The organism is Paenibacillus popilliae ATCC 14706 (assembly GCF_000315235.1).
Taxonomy (GTDB): domain Bacteria; phylum Bacillota; class Bacilli; order Paenibacillales; family Paenibacillaceae; genus Paenibacillus_B; species Paenibacillus_B popilliae.
Genome location: NZ_BALG01000007.1, coordinates 1 through 12,721 on the forward strand (window position 1 = coordinate 1; position 12,721 = coordinate 12,721).

Below are 12,721 nucleotides of genomic sequence, written 5' to 3' on the forward strand. Positions count from 1 at the left end.
TCTGCTAAAGAAAACAGAAAGAATGAAGTCCCAGCAAAAGAAAAAGACGAGTTCTGCGCCCCAGCGCAAACCCGCCAATGAACATCCGTGGAAATATGGATCTAACTGGAAGACGATGATTACCCATCGAGGTGATGACATGAACAACATCAAAAAAAATCCTTGCATGTTGTATGCAAGGATGGAGAACAAATCCGATCCAATTTAGGCAGGCTTACGTATAAAGCAGCGTGATGACCAGCAGTTCATACAGAACAAGCGGCAGAATGACATTATTATAATACGCCTCTGACAATCCCCGCTGCTCTGTCAGCGCTCTAGTGTACAAATAGAGATGACATCTGTCGACGTTAACGATAATGCCATCATGCACTTGCCCGTCTATCGTCTGAACTCGCACATGCCGATCCTTATACATACGACCCATATGCTGAACACGGTCCCGTATAGAATACAGGGCTTGAACCGTGCCCGGCTCCATCTGGTAGATAACTTGTCGTAGATGCGGATGCGGGTAATGATGAGTGGAATATGGCTGATTCAAGGTCTCGAACCTCCGATCGGATTGAAATAAGGTACACTTCACCTTATGCGTATTCCGCAGGCATCAGCACAGAAACTTATTACTCCTCGTACCGCTAATGACAACTCGCACTCCAATATATAACAGAAGCAGCCACGCATGATAGCCAAGCCCTCCGGATAGATAGGGCAGTGGAGGTTATTCGATTACTCCTTGCTGCGGTAATAGATATGACGAAGCCGGAGGGACTGATCCTCTCCGATATCCAACAGGCCGTATGAATACTTCGGCTGAAGCCGTTTGTCCGACGGGGAGCCGGGATTGAAGAGCAGGATCCCCTCCCTTTCTTCCATATACGGGATGTGCGAGTGGCCGAAGACAATGAGATCGACACCTAGATTGCGGAAAGTATGGAAGGCGATATCCTTCGTCGATCCGCCTGCCCCGTCCCCATGAACAAGACCGATCCGGAGCCCGCCAGCCGCAATGATTTTGTGGCGGCCGAAGCGCTTCACAATATCCGCACCATCATTATTCCCGGCGACACTGTCAACCGGGGCCAGCGACTCGAACATCGGGATAACGCTTGGAGATGTCCAGTCTCCCGCATGCAGGATGAGGTCAACGCCGCGCAGCCCTTTGACGAGGGCGCAAGGCAGCTTCTGTCCCCGACGAGGCATATGGGTATCCGACACGATTCCGATGCGCATACGGCTCTCCTTCCTCCTTTTCTTTTTCCTAAAATAAATGGGTACCATTTTCCATTTTTCTTCTAAATTATATGCACCGCTCCCCTGATGTGAAGCTATAGGTTCTCGTATTGCAGCTTCTGCTTCGTCTCGAAGCGCTCCAGAGCAAGCTGAATAAGACGATCGAGCAGAGCCGGATACGTGGTGCCCATCTCCTGCCACAAAATCGGGTACATGCTGATCGGAGTGAAGCCGGGCATCGTATTGACTTCATTAATCAGGATGGCCATGTCGGAACGGCGGACGAAGAAATCCACTCTCGACAGGCCGGAGCCGTCGATAGCCCGGTATGCCTGCAGCGCCATCTCGCGGATGCGCTCCAGCAGTTCCTTGTCCAGCGGCGCGGGGATAGCGATTTGTGATTTACCGTCGATATATTTTGCCTTATAATCATAGAATTCGTTGGATGAGATAATCTCGCCCGGTATGGACGCTTGCGGCTCATCATTGCCCAGAACGCTCACTTCCACTTCCCGCGCGTCAACGAACTCCTCTACAATAATCTTCCGATCGTATTGCAGCGCAAGCTCAATCGCCTGCTTCAATTCCGCTGCATTGCGCGCTTTGGAGATGCCGACGGAGGAGCCGAGGTTCGCCGGCTTAACGAAGCAAGGGTAGCCCAGCTCGGTCTGCACCCGATCCAAAATCTCCGCTTGATTCTGATCCCATTCCCTACGAAGAAAATGCTCATATTTGCACTGCGGCAATCCCGCATGAGCAAAGACGTGCTTCATGATGGCTTTGTCCATTCCGACGGAAGAGGCGAGCACCCCTGCTCCAACATACGGGATATCGGCCATCTCGAACAGTCCCTGGATGGTGCCGTCTTCGCCGTTCGTGCCGTGCAGAAGCGGGAATGCGACATCGATCTGGTGCCGGTTCATGCCGTCCTCCGCTGACCCTTTCGCACTGTCCATGCCGGCGAACAGCGTCTCCATCGCCGTTACGGTTCCCCCACCGCACGATTCCAGCATCAGTTCCTCTTGGTTCGTGAACGGCCGGTCCCGCCATGTACCGACCCGCCACTCTCCCTTTTTCGTAATATAAAAAGGAAGGATCTCATACTTGCCGTAATCCATCGCTCCCATCACCGCAAAAGCCGTAGACAACGATACTTCGTGTTCCCCTGATTTGCCGCCATAGATGAGACCGACGCGCAATTTGCGTTCTTGTTCCATGTTCCCCTCCGGTTAGCGCCTGATGCGCCTGTTGTCTTCTCCCAGAATGCCCGTCACGCCTCGCACATCGGGCCACACCTCTAGAAGCGGGAACGAATGGTCTCCTTCCCCGCCTGGCAACCTACAATGCATCGACAATATGGAAAAAGCGGTACTTCGTCGCTTCCGTCCATGCATACGAGTCCTGGTAATCCCAGTACCGGTGGTGGCTGCTTACCGTGTGCGCGTTCACCAGCGGCATGCCGTTCGCATCGAATGCGGTGACCATCGTTGTATGCTGGTAATGGCCGTTGCCGTCCCAATCATAAGCAATGACGTCACCGAGCTGCAGATCACCGGGATGATCGACCAGTTCGGCCCGCAGACCGTGCGTGCTGTTCGTCAAATGCCGCTCCAGGCTGTTGGCGACCGCCCAACTGTAACTCCACGCTTCCTGGCCGTTAACCATGCCTTTATACCACCAGCCCGAATCTCTTCTCCCAGTATAGTTCATCGGTGCGCTGCCTGCAAAGAGACATTGCGAGACATAATTGGTGCAGTCGACCTCGAAGCTGAGGAAGCGCGAGTTCGGCTCATTCCACCATTCGTCCGCATAAGCGACCGCTTTGTCGCGGCGGTACGGAATGGCCCGGATCGAGCCGGCCGGCCCAAGTACATCCCGGTTCAACAGCGGCAGCGAGCGGCTCGAACGCGATGTCCGATTCTTCTCGGCTCCGACGAACTGCTGTCCCCGCCGCTCCGGCACCGGAACCTCCACCCTGGACACGACCCAACCGCTTCCTTCTTTGAGCAAGGTCAGCCGCTCTCTCTCAATTCTCTCATCCTTCAGAGGCAGCCCCTTCTGCTCATAGCTTCTTCGGATATGGAACTCGAGATCTACCATAACCTCCTGATCGGACTCATGAGTGCCCAGGAGCTTTGCCTGCGTCTCGCTTTTGGTCGGGCTTGCCCCCCGGCTCTCATACCACGAGACCAGCCTCCGCGCCCGTTCGCTCGCGAGGAGCGCATACTCCATGTCGGTCACCGACGCCTGGATGGCCCGGGGACGATCGTCGATTTCAGAACGATTATGCTGATCTACGTATAAATAAAGGGTCGTCTTCCAATCGTGACGCATCTCCTCTCTGCACCTCCTTCACTCACGTTTCCTGCGTCAGCCGCGAACGGAGCCAGTCGCTTTGTTTCTCCGCCGCCCGGTATGTTGCTATCCATTGTATGCGGAAATGCCGCTTCACATGTCGAAGCGGTAGATTTGGGCACCTTTGTTCGGGAAAGGCTCTTTACGGTGTCTTGCGAACACGATATACTAAAGATATGTAGAAACTATGAAATCAAATTTCATCAGGTGAAACGGATAGTGTGAAGCAAACGAAGCTTGACAGCGTAAAGTTCCATAACAGGACGAACAGAATATAGAGGGAGGTAGTTTTCAATGGCAAGAACAGATGCTTTCTCTACGGCCCGCGAGCTGACGGTCAGCGGCAAGTCGTACCGCTACTACAGCCTGGAAGCATTGGACGCGCAAGGCTACGAAGGAATTGATCGTCTTCCGTTCTCAATCAAAGTCCTGCTTGAGGCTGCCGTTCGCCAATTTGATGGCCGCGCGATTACGAAGGATCATGTCAATCAAATGGCAACATGGGCAGAAGGTCAAGATGAGAAAAAGGAAATTCCGTTCATTCCATCCCGCATCGTCCTTCAGGATTTCACCGGCGTTCCGGTGGTCGTCGACCTGGCGGCTATGCGCGATACGGTGAACAAAGCAGGCGGCGATCCGAAGCGCATCAATCCGCTCGTTCCGGTCGATCTCGTGATTGACCACTCGGTAATGGTCGACGCTTTCGGTTCGGATCAAGCTTTGGCATATAACATGAATGTGGAGTTTGAGCGCAACGAAGAGCGCTACCGCTTCCTGCGATGGGCTCAGACGGCATTCGATAATTTCCGTGCGGTGCCACCGGCCACCGGTATCGTTCACCAGGTGAACTTGGAATATCTAGCTTCCGTGGCCGCCACCAAGGAAGTCGACGGCGTGACCGAAGTCTTCCCTGACTCCCTCGTCGGTACGGATTCCCACACGACGATGATCAACGGTCTCGGCGTGGTCGGCTGGGGCGTTGGCGGGATCGAGGCTGAAGCCGGCATGCTCGGTCAGCCGCTCTATTTCATTACACCGGAAGTCATTGGCTTCAAATTGACGGGAACGCTTGCAGAGGGCGCGACCGCGACTGATCTGGCGCTGACCGTCACGCACATGCTCCGCAACAAAGGCGTCGTCGGCAAATTCGTCGAGTTCTTCGGTCCGGGTCTCGAATCGCTCAGCCTGGCGGATCGAGCGACTGTCGCCAACATGGCCCCGGAATACGGCGCGACGATCGGATTTTTCCCAGTAGATAATGAGACACTGAACTACCTTCGTCTTACTGGCCGCACCGAAGAGCAAGTCGCTCTCGTGGAAGCCTACTACAAGGCGCAAGGCATGTTCCGCCATACGGATATGCCGGACCCTGTCTTCACTGACCTCATTGAGCTCGACCTGAGCTCAGTCGTGCCGAGCTTGGCCGGACCGAAGCGTCCGCAAGACCGCGTGGAGCTGTCGAATATGAAGCCATCCTTCCTCGATGTCGTCCGCACGCCGGTCGACAAGGGCGGATACGGCTTGAGCGACAGTAAAATCGAACAGAAAGTGCCCGTGCTCCATCCGAACGGCGAGACAAGCCAATTGCCGACGGGCGCCGTCGTCATCGCGGCGATTACGAGCTGCACGAACACCTCCAACCCAAGCGCAATGCTCGGCGCAGGCCTCGTGGCGAAGAAGGCGGTCGAGTGCGGACTGCGCAAGCCGGATTACGTGAAGAGCAGCTTGACACCAGGCTCTCTGGTCGTTACGGAATATTTGAAGAAATCCGGACTGATGGCTTCGCTGGAGCAGCTCGGCTTCCATGTCGCCGGCTACGGCTGCGCAACGTGCATCGGCAACTCCGGTCCACTGCCGGATGAAGTAAGCCAGGCGATTGCCGATCACGACATGACGGTCGCGGCGGTCCTGTCCGGCAACCGGAACTTCGAAGGCCGCATTCACGCACAAGTGAAAGCGAACTACCTGGCTTCGCCTCCGCTCGTCGTCGCCTACGCGCTCGCAGGCACCGTCAATATCGACCTGGAGAACGAGCCCATCGGGTACGACAAGAACAACCAGCCTGTATATTTGAAAGATATCTGGCCGTCTTCGGAAGAGATCAAGCAGGCGATAGCGCACGCGATCAATGCTTCGATGTTCCGCAAAAAATATGAGCATGTCTTCACGCAGAACGAGCGCTGGAATGCGATTCCGGTTCCGGAAGGCGAACGGTATGAGTGGGATAAGAAGTCAACCTATATCCAGAATCCGCCGTTCTTCACGAACCTGGGCACCCAACTCGGAGTCATCGCCGATATCGAGCAGGCCCGCGTCCTGGCGCTGCTTGGCGATTCCGTGACCACGGACCACATCTCGCCGGCCGGCAACATCAAGGTGGATAGTCCGGCAGGGGAATACCTGAGTGCGCATGGCGTTCAACAGGAGGACTTCAACTCTTACGGTTCCCGCCGCGGCAACCACGAGGTGATGATGCGCGGTACGTTCGCGAACATTCGCATTCGCAACCAGGTGGCTCCGGGCACCGAGGGCGGCGTGACGAAGTATTTGCCGAACGATGAGATCATGTCCATTTACGATGCGTCCATGAAATATCAAGGCGAGAACACGAACCTGGTTGTCATTGCCGGCAAAGAATACGGCACAGGCAGTTCTCGCGACTGGGCGGCGAAGGGAACGTACCTCCTCGGCGTCAAAGCGGTCATCGCCGAAAGCTTCGAGCGTATCCACCGCAGCAATCTGGTCGGCATGGGCGTGCTTCCACTGCAATTCGAGGCAGGCCACAGCTGGAAGACGCTCGGCATCGACGGTACGGAAGTGATCAGCATCAAGGGCTTGTCGATCGACATTCAACCGGGACAATCGCTGCAAGTTAGAGCAACTCGCCAAGACGGCACGACGTTCGAATTCCCGGTAACGGTCCGTCTGGATAGCATGGTTGACGTCGATTACTACCGCAACGGTGGTATCCTGCAAACGGTACTGCGGCAAATGATCGCCGGAGAAAAGGCGAATGCGTAAGCGAATCGCTTGTCTGCATCACGATTGAGAAATAAAAACGGGGCTGTTCCCAAAAGGGATATGCTCCCCTTATCGTAGACAGGTTGCATAATAAAACCTGCTGCTGTGAGGGGAGCTTCTTTGTGCCTGAAGTACAATATCGTGCGTCAGAGAAACTCGCTGTCCGTCCATTTTTTGATCGACTGCTTCACCAAGTCGGGAGGGATCGCAAGCGAGTATGCTCCGACTTCACTTCCAACTTATTCTGAAACATGACCTTCCCGTTGTGAAATTCAGCCTGTTCAATGTAACCCCCCAAAAAAGAAGCGGCTCACTCATTGAGCAAGCCGCCTGGAACATACTATTCACTAAATTCATCCATCTCTTTCTTTCGCTTTAAAAAGATACGTATCGCTTCATCTTCGCGCTCGATAAGGTCATCATAGTGTGAATCAATCGTTACTAGTTCTTTGTAGCCCCAAACCGCACTGATACCGTTCTCGTCTCCGTAACATTGATAGTACCATTCCAACGGAAGTAATGGGTCAGTTACCTCAAATAGTTCGGCAGGATACCATGATGGGAGATTTTCATAAGTTCCAAGTATTAGATAGCTTAAAACTCCTCGGTAAAGATGTTGTCCGCATACAATATACATCTCATCAATTTTAATTGAGTACTCGGTTTCGTTAGTGTCTCCTAGTTCCTGTGTCTTTTTCGAAAGTTTGTCGCCTGTATTGGCGATACACCTGACCTTCATCGAATCACCTCATTATTTTATCTTAAAATCATCTATTTCTATTCTTACCTTCTAACGTCTTGCCTGCGGCAGGATTTGACATCAATTCTCCCATTGCAAGTTGTTCTTTTAGATTAGTTGGTTGATGTCCTCCTTTTGCCCTATAGGCATAACGAGAATTGAGATCGCCATTTATCACCATATCATCGAATTCTGTCCTGACTCCTTGCCCGATATTGATTTTCAAAGCAACGTTAGAAACAGTGCGCAGAGCGAATGAACAAATCGCTTGCATGAAACCGAAAGCGGATTATTTTGATATGCTTGTAGAAAGCAACCTACTACGAACTTCCGGGAAACGGCCAAGGAGTTACAGGTGAAAGAAAGAAAACTCATCAATTGGTTACAAGAACAAGGTTACGTATATCGGGATGCGAAAGGAAAACTGAAACCGCACGCGCAACATACCGAAACTATTTGAAATCAAAGAGCGGAACGAAATGGAAAGTCAGGAGTAAGAACGTTAATAACAGGCTCTTCGCTCTACTGAATAGGTAAAGGGCAGCAATGTTAGTTTCATAACCCTTCCGCCTCTAAGAGAATTTCAGAGTTTGAAACAGCCCTCAAGGAGAACGCTTGACCGCGGTTTCAAACTCTGAAGCGGGGTATCAAGGCGGTAAGGGTTATTGTGCTCGGCGGGCTTCGAGCCTCGAAAGCCGGAGCTTATTGGCGGTCATGTAGACCATAGCAATCAGATTTTCAACATTACGGTAACCTCTAGCCCGCCGTTTGGCTGCTTGCACCAGTCCATTGATACCTTCGAGCAGTCCATTGGTCATCCTGCTGTGGAACCATCGCAATACGCCTTCCTCATGCCGTTTGATCGTCTTGGCTAAGCTGATCATGGGTGTAAGCTGAGACCTCGTGGCCCAGCCGATCCACTCCCGCAGGTACACATCCGCCAAGATATGTGGGGTTGTCCAGAGATCCTGAAAGGCCAGCTTGAGACGATAGGCTCGCCCTGTCTGCAAGTTGCTATCCTTTAGGCGCAGCAAGGTTTCCATTTGATCGGCTTTCAGGTTCGCCTCGTTCTTCAGCCAGATGTATTTCGTACGTTTCAGTTCCGGTGTCTGCTTCTGCTCATGAATTCGTACCTCGTCGACGGCTTCCCCTACGAGCTTCATCACATGGAATTTGTCAAATGTGATTTCGGCGTCAGGGAAATACGCTTCGATTCCTCGGATAAAAGCAGCTGACATGTCGCAGCATACTTCTTCAATCTGCTGCGCGGCTGCGCCTTTGGCCGTCAGATGCGACTTGAAGCGATCCAGGGTATCCATGCCTTTACCTTCGGTTGCAAATAGCACCGTTTTGCGATCCACATCCACGAATAAGGTAATGTAGCGGTGTCCGCGCCTTGAGGATGTCTCATCAATCGCAATTCGTTTCGTCTTGGATAAATCAAGCTCTGCCATCGCCTTGTCAACGTAGTGATGGAAGATGCGCCACATCCGCGTATCCTGTTCTCTAAGCTCACGGGCTGCCGCATTGACGGGCATTTCCGCCATCAAACGCATCGCCCATGCTTCAAAAAGCAATGTCCACATCTGCTATCCCGCCCTATTATTTTCTTACTGAGCAGTATTGACTATTTTACATACTCAAACCTGATTCTAATAAGTAAGTGAAGTAGGCCAGTTTTTTTTCGAGCTGGAAGCCCATAGACCGCCTCGGCCTACACTTCACTCCCACTATATAAGAAAATAGCGGTAGATACCATGGCCGTGGTATCTACCGCTAATGTTAGTATGTTTCTTTGTGTGCAAGTATATCAGCAGCGTCACGACAAACGTCAATAACGCGAATATCCAAAGTCCAAATTGGAACATAACGGATAGTGCTTCGTATACGCTCACAGGCATCACCTCCCTTCCGGGAGAGTTAGCCGACCGCCATAAAGCCTTTCTATTGCTCGTCTATCATACCATATATTTTAATATATGGGGACAAAAGACGACAAATTTTCGTAATTGCTCACTACTAAGAAATCCGTAAGCGTCAAATACGGACCACCTAGCATCAAGGACAGATCTGTGAGATGATGGCGGCAGCCACAAAAAGAACGGCAAACAGCCCTCATTCAGTAGTGAATCAGGGCTGTACCAACATAAATGATTCAATGGGAATGCGGCATCCGGATATCCTCGGACAAGGTCGGGGACCACGGCAACAGCGCATCCAGGACCTGAGAGTCCTTCGGATTCGACAATTGCGGCAATTTCTCCAGCACGTACTTTAGGTATTCGTAAGGCTTTAACCCGTTTTCCTTTGCCGTTTCGATCAGGCTGTACGTGATGGCACTGGCTTTCGCCCCCTTGGGCGTGTTGGCAAATAGCCAGTTCTTGCGCCCGATCACAAACGGCTTGATCGCCCGTTCGCTTCGGTTGTTATCCAGTTCCAGCCACCCATCCTTCACGAACTCCACCAGCTTCTCACATTAGTTGCGGCAGTACTCCATCGCCTGGCCCAGCTTGCTTTTGGGCAGCACTTGGCTGCGCTGGATTCTCAGCCACTTCCGGAATGCCTCCAGCACGGACTCACTGTACTCCATCCGCAGCTTCTGCCGCGCCTCTGGATTCTCTTCCCGCCACTGTCGCTCCAACTCATACAGCTGGTTGCAGAACGACAGCCCCTCCTGGGCTCTGGTTCCTTCCGGGCTTACTCCCTTCGGCAACGCCGCAAGCGCATCCGTAAGACTCTTCGCGCATGCGCCCAGCAGCCCAATAGTGTCGCATGCTTCACTTTGTGGTATCCGGCGTAGCCGTCCACTTGCAGATATCCCTGAAAGCCGGACAAAAAGTCCCGGGGATGCTCGCCCTTGCGGCTTTGCTAGTAGTTGTACAGCACGATGGCCGGTTCCATCCGTCCGCTGCGGACAGCCACATGTACGATTCCTGCTCGGCTGAGCGCCTCGGCTCCCGCAACACTTGCAGCGGCGTTTCGTCCGCATGGAGATGATCCCTCTCCACGAGCAGCGCGTGCATCCGTTCGTAGAGCGGGATGAACCACAGCGTGGCCGCTGCGATCACCCAGTTGGCCATGGTTTGTCGCGACAGATTCACGCCTTGGCGCCGCAACTCCTGCTCTTGGCGATATAACGGTACGCCTTGTCCGTACTTCTGGTTCAGAATATGGGCCACGGCAGACGGGGAGGCCAGACTCCCGGGCTGGATCGGCTGCGGCATGGGCGCCGTCAGGATCGGCGTTGCGATTTCTTCGCGCTCGCAGTGCCGGCAACTATATTGGAAACGAACGTGGTTCAACACCTTCACCTGGGCGGGGATGAAGATCAGTTCCCGGCGGGTCTGGCTGCCCATTTCATGCAGCTTGTACCCACAGCACGGACAGATCTGCTCCGCTTCCGCAAGACGGTACTCCACCGTTTCCTCCGGCAGTCCGGCCAGCTTCTCCTCCCGTTGGCCGGGATATTTCTTGCGAGTATAGGCGATGGTCTCCACGGAAGATTGTTCCTGCTCAGGCTTGGCTTCGACCTCCACTTCGTTAAAATGGACATCACGAACGGGGCCGCATCGGCTGGCCAAGCGAAGGTTCCCTTCTCCAGGCGACGGTAGTAGACCCAGAAGCCGTTATGCTCCCAATGAAGAATCTTGAGCTTGTCACGCTGGCGATTACAGAAAACAAACCAACTGGAGGAACAGGGATCGAGGCGGAAGCCTTCCTGAACCAGTGCGGCCAGACCGTCGATGGATTTGCGCAAGTCGGTGCTGCCGCAAGCCAGGTAGATGCCGGAAGCAGGAGGGTTCAGCATACGGACAACGCCCGAACCACGTCCGTGAGCCATTCAAGGGAGACGCCGGGGGTGACCTCTATGGTCGCAGGTCCCACGCGAATCACAAGCGCCTTCGCGGAGGGTGGAGTGTCCGGTTGAAGGGTAACCGCCACCCAGCGGGCTTGGTCAGGAGAAGCAGATGCCGTGGCGAGGCGGCGCTGCCAATCTTGAAATTGCCGACGCTTGATGCCGTGGGCATCGCACCACTGAGCAGGAGAAAGACCGCTCTCGCCCTGTTGGCGTAAGCGATCTTGCCAAAGTTGTCTACGTTCGATGAACGTCATAAGAGGAGACCTCCTTCATCAGGATAGCACCAGTATCTCATGAAGCACGCTCCCGTTGAAGGTGTTCACAGTTTGACGCTCACAACAATACTATCTGTGAAATCAAAATTTTCTAGAACATCATGCAAACTGGAAGCCAACACTATTATTCACCTACTTTTTAAAATAGAACAAACTTAGCCGTTGTTATGCTTTTAAACGTTGCCATGGTAAAAAAAACCTTGAGCGGCGTAGAGAGCCGATCAAGGTTTCAATATTTAAATATTTGCTAGCACTTCGTCTACCGAAATTGTAAACATGTTAGGGTCTTCTTTTTTTATTCCCTTTAGTAAATCGATAACTGTATTCCGTGCAGTTATATCAATTTGTGAAAGTGCAATTCCATAAGCTAGACGAACTTGAGGATGATTTAAAATTCTGTAGTGTAAAATTTCCATCCATTCCTTAGCATTATTTATGACATTGGAGACTGATGATGCAATTAATCGTAGTCCTTCCTCCATCTTACTTTTGTACAGCTTCTCAATTCCATGTACCAGTCCAAACATTACTTCATGCTGTTCTGTACGGTCGTCAAATCCTAATAGTAAATCTGGGAGGATTGAAATATCATTAAGATTGATCAGTAGTTCCAATGATCGCTCAAATTCTAAAACTTCTTGATTAGTCCTAAGTAAGCGATTATTAAAAACTTTTTCTAGCTCTAGTTTCGTATCCAAAGTATCTCACCCTATCCACTCATTTTCCAAATAAATTCGGATAAACATCTTTGTTCATTTGGATTGTATTTTGGAGACCTTGTCTTATTTCAGGTGTGTATAACCCGTCTCTCATGTAAATTCTTCGTGCGTCCATTATATCATTTGCCAGTGCATCACGATAATTTAGATTTAAATAACCATCAAGTTTTTTACCAGATAAACCATAAGTATAAGTATCTCTATGTCTTCCACCAGTTCCTGGATGTGGTTGTTCCATATTCATACTAATACCATCGTTTCTGCCTACCCCTGCTTGTTTCATTTTTCCAGCAGAAGGCATATGGTGCGGAGTGATATTATCAAATGCTGTTCCTTGTTTAATTAATTGCTTGTATGTCCCTACATTCCCTTCCCCTGGGAGTAGCCCCTTACCCGTCAACTTATCGAGCTTACCAAGCTTGCCGGGTTTACCAAGAGGAATTAACTCTGCTAAGAATGCTCCCCCATAGGCATAACGAGAATTGAGATCGCCGTTTATCACCATATCGTCGAATTCTGT

At 51.9% G+C, this 12,721-nt stretch carries 17 protein-coding genes and 3 pseudogenes; 4 read left to right on the forward strand and 16 right to left on the reverse strand.

The genetic code is table 11. The annotated features are described in order from the left end of the window. Nucleotides 1-208: hypothetical protein (locus tag PPOP_RS23690; protein ID WP_042226815.1), on the forward strand; the 208-nt coding region annotated here is incomplete at its 5' end. Between the two features lie 6 nt (nt 209-214). Here the strand turns inward: PPOP_RS23690 and PPOP_RS00535 are convergent. The 4 genes from PPOP_RS00535 to PPOP_RS00550 form a co-directional block, all read right to left on the reverse strand. Further along, complete coding sequence (locus tag PPOP_RS00535) at nt 215-544, reverse strand: acetyl-CoA acetyltransferase (protein ID WP_148277786.1); 330 nt, start codon at nt 542-544, stop codon at nt 215-217. A gap of 185 nt (nt 545-729) precedes the next feature. Then, nucleotides 730-1,233 carry a metallophosphoesterase family protein gene (locus tag PPOP_RS00540; protein WP_006284010.1) on the reverse strand — a complete coding sequence of 168 codons (504 nt, stop codon included), beginning with the start codon at nt 1,231-1,233 and terminating at the stop codon, nt 730-732. 95 nt (nt 1,234-1,328) lie between these two features. Further along, entirely contained in the window at nt 1,329-2,450 is a 1,122-nt protein-coding gene (locus PPOP_RS00545; protein ID WP_006284012.1) for a D-alanine--D-alanine ligase, read from the reverse strand. Between the two features lie 121 nt (nt 2,451-2,571). Then, nucleotides 2,572-3,567: an amidase domain-containing protein gene (locus PPOP_RS00550; RefSeq protein ID WP_006284013.1), complete on the reverse strand. Its 996-nt coding sequence runs from the start codon at nt 3,565-3,567 to the stop codon at nt 2,572-2,574. A gap of 315 nt (nt 3,568-3,882) precedes the next feature. Here PPOP_RS00550 and acnA point away from each other — a divergent pair, with 315 nt between their 5' ends. Further along, on the forward strand, nt 3,883-6,609 hold the full coding sequence (acnA, locus tag PPOP_RS00555) for an aconitate hydratase AcnA (protein ID WP_006284014.1): 2,727 nt from the start codon (nt 3,883-3,885) through the stop codon (nt 6,607-6,609). Between the two features lie 340 nt (nt 6,610-6,949). On the opposite strand, the gene PPOP_RS00560 is transcribed toward acnA, so the two are convergent. Both PPOP_RS00560 and PPOP_RS21540 read right to left on the reverse strand, forming a co-directional pair. Then, nucleotides 6,950-7,348 carry a hypothetical protein gene (locus PPOP_RS00560; protein WP_006284015.1) on the reverse strand — a complete coding sequence of 133 codons (399 nt, stop codon included), beginning with the start codon at nt 7,346-7,348 and terminating at the stop codon, nt 6,950-6,952. A 28-nt stretch (nt 7,349-7,376) separates the two neighbouring features. Further along, a complete protein-coding gene (locus PPOP_RS21540; protein WP_006284016.1) occupies nt 7,377-7,622 on the reverse strand; it encodes a hypothetical protein in 246 nt (81 codons plus the stop codon). Between the two features lie 81 nt (nt 7,623-7,703). Between PPOP_RS21540 and PPOP_RS25300 the strand changes: the two genes are divergently transcribed. Further along, a complete protein-coding gene (locus PPOP_RS25300) occupies nt 7,704-7,808 on the forward strand; it encodes a phage antirepressor KilAC domain-containing protein (RefSeq protein WP_234399626.1) in 105 nt (34 codons plus the stop codon). Between the two features lie 202 nt (nt 7,809-8,010). Here the strand turns inward: PPOP_RS25300 and PPOP_RS00565 are convergent, their stop codons facing one another. The 7 genes and pseudogenes from PPOP_RS00565 to tnpB all read right to left on the reverse strand — a co-directional run bounded on the left by PPOP_RS00565 (nt 8,011) and on the right by tnpB (nt 11,105). Then, nucleotides 8,011-8,934 (reverse strand): ISL3 family transposase, encoded by a 924-nt coding sequence (locus PPOP_RS00565; protein WP_006284017.1) that lies wholly within the window; start codon nt 8,932-8,934, stop codon nt 8,011-8,013. A gap of 144 nt (nt 8,935-9,078) precedes the next feature. Beyond that, the gene (locus tag PPOP_RS25645; protein WP_422730603.1) at nt 9,079-9,249 is read right to left on the reverse strand and encodes a putative holin-like toxin; all 171 of its coding nucleotides are present in this window, start codon (nt 9,247-9,249) and stop codon (nt 9,079-9,081) included. Between the two features lie 254 nt (nt 9,250-9,503). Then, entirely contained in the window at nt 9,504-9,743 is a 240-nt protein-coding gene (locus PPOP_RS00570) for a transposase domain-containing protein (protein WP_234399628.1), read from the reverse strand. Nucleotides 9,744-9,752: 9 nt separating this feature from the next. After that, nucleotides 9,753-10,061: pseudogene (locus tag PPOP_RS25005) on the reverse strand (IS66 family transposase); the annotation flags it as partial. Then, nucleotides 10,046-10,156 carry an IS66 family transposase gene (locus PPOP_RS25010; protein ID WP_267879045.1) on the reverse strand — a complete coding sequence of 37 codons (111 nt, stop codon included), beginning with the start codon at nt 10,154-10,156 and terminating at the stop codon, nt 10,046-10,048. The pseudogene PPOP_RS25005 and the gene PPOP_RS25010, both read right to left, overlap by 16 nt. Further along, a complete protein-coding gene (locus PPOP_RS25015; protein ID WP_093470941.1) occupies nt 10,126-10,704 on the reverse strand; it encodes an IS66 family transposase in 579 nt (192 codons plus the stop codon). The genes PPOP_RS25010 and PPOP_RS25015 overlap by 31 nt, the downstream gene beginning before the upstream one ends. Next, nucleotides 10,677-11,105, reverse strand: a complete 429-nt coding sequence (gene tnpB, locus PPOP_RS25650) for an IS66 family insertion sequence element accessory protein TnpB (protein WP_422730604.1) — start codon at nt 11,103-11,105, stop codon at nt 10,677-10,679. Before tnpB ends, PPOP_RS25015 begins: the two co-directional genes overlap by 28 nt. On the opposite strand from tnpB, the gene PPOP_RS23705 reads away from it, so the two are divergent. Then, nucleotides 10,986-11,276: a hypothetical protein gene (locus PPOP_RS23705; RefSeq protein ID WP_234399627.1), complete on the forward strand. Its 291-nt coding sequence runs from the start codon at nt 10,986-10,988 to the stop codon at nt 11,274-11,276. The two genes, tnpB and PPOP_RS23705, sit on opposite strands and share 120 nt — an antisense overlap. Here PPOP_RS23705 and tnpA read toward each other — a convergent pair. From tnpA to PPOP_RS23225, 3 genes and pseudogenes are all read right to left on the reverse strand, one after another. Continuing rightward, a pseudogene (tnpA, locus tag PPOP_RS25655) lies at nt 11,276-11,461 on the reverse strand (IS66 family insertion sequence element accessory protein TnpA); the annotation flags it as partial. The gene PPOP_RS23705 and the pseudogene tnpA sit on opposite strands and share 1 nt — an antisense overlap. Nucleotides 11,462-11,718: 257 nt before the next feature. Then, on the reverse strand, nt 11,719-12,180 hold the full coding sequence (locus PPOP_RS00585) for an Imm30 family immunity protein (protein WP_006284022.1): 462 nt from the start codon (nt 12,178-12,180) through the stop codon (nt 11,719-11,721). A 19-nt stretch (nt 12,181-12,199) separates the two neighbouring features. Then, nucleotides 12,200-12,721, reverse strand: a pseudogene (locus tag PPOP_RS23225) (WXG100 family type VII secretion target); the annotation flags it as partial.

Bases quoted from the DNA above. Each gene is read 5' to 3' on its own strand.
- PPOP_RS00540 (WP_006284010.1), bottom strand. From the start codon at position 1,233: ATGCGCATCGGAATCGTGTCGGATACCCATATGCCTCGTCGGGGACAG.
- PPOP_RS00545 (WP_006284012.1), bottom strand. From the start codon at position 2,450: ATGGAACAAGAACGCAAATTGCGCGTCGGTCTCATCTATGGCGGCAAA.
- PPOP_RS00550 (WP_006284013.1), bottom strand. From the start codon at position 3,567: ATGCGTCACGATTGGAAGACGACCCTTTATTTATACGTAGATCAGCAT.
- acnA (WP_006284014.1), top strand. From the start codon at position 3,883: ATGGCAAGAACAGATGCTTTCTCTACGGCCCGCGAGCTGACGGTCAGC.
- PPOP_RS00560 (WP_006284015.1), bottom strand. From the start codon at position 7,348: ATGAAGGTCAGGTGTATCGCCAATACAGGCGACAAACTTTCGAAAAAG.
- PPOP_RS21540 (WP_006284016.1), bottom strand. From the start codon at position 7,622: ATGCAAGCGATTTGTTCATTCGCTCTGCGCACTGTTTCTAACGTTGCT.
- PPOP_RS00565 (WP_006284017.1), bottom strand. From the start codon at position 8,934: ATGTGGACATTGCTTTTTGAAGCATGGGCGATGCGTTTGATGGCGGAA.
- PPOP_RS25645 (WP_422730603.1), bottom strand. From the start codon at position 9,249: ATGCCTGTGAGCGTATACGAAGCACTATCCGTTATGTTCCAATTTGGA.
- PPOP_RS25015 (WP_093470941.1), bottom strand. From the start codon at position 10,704: ATGGGCAGCCAGACCCGCCGGGAACTGATCTTCATCCCCGCCCAGGTG.
- PPOP_RS23705 (WP_234399627.1), top strand. From the start codon at position 10,986: ATGAAGAATCTTGAGCTTGTCACGCTGGCGATTACAGAAAACAAACCA.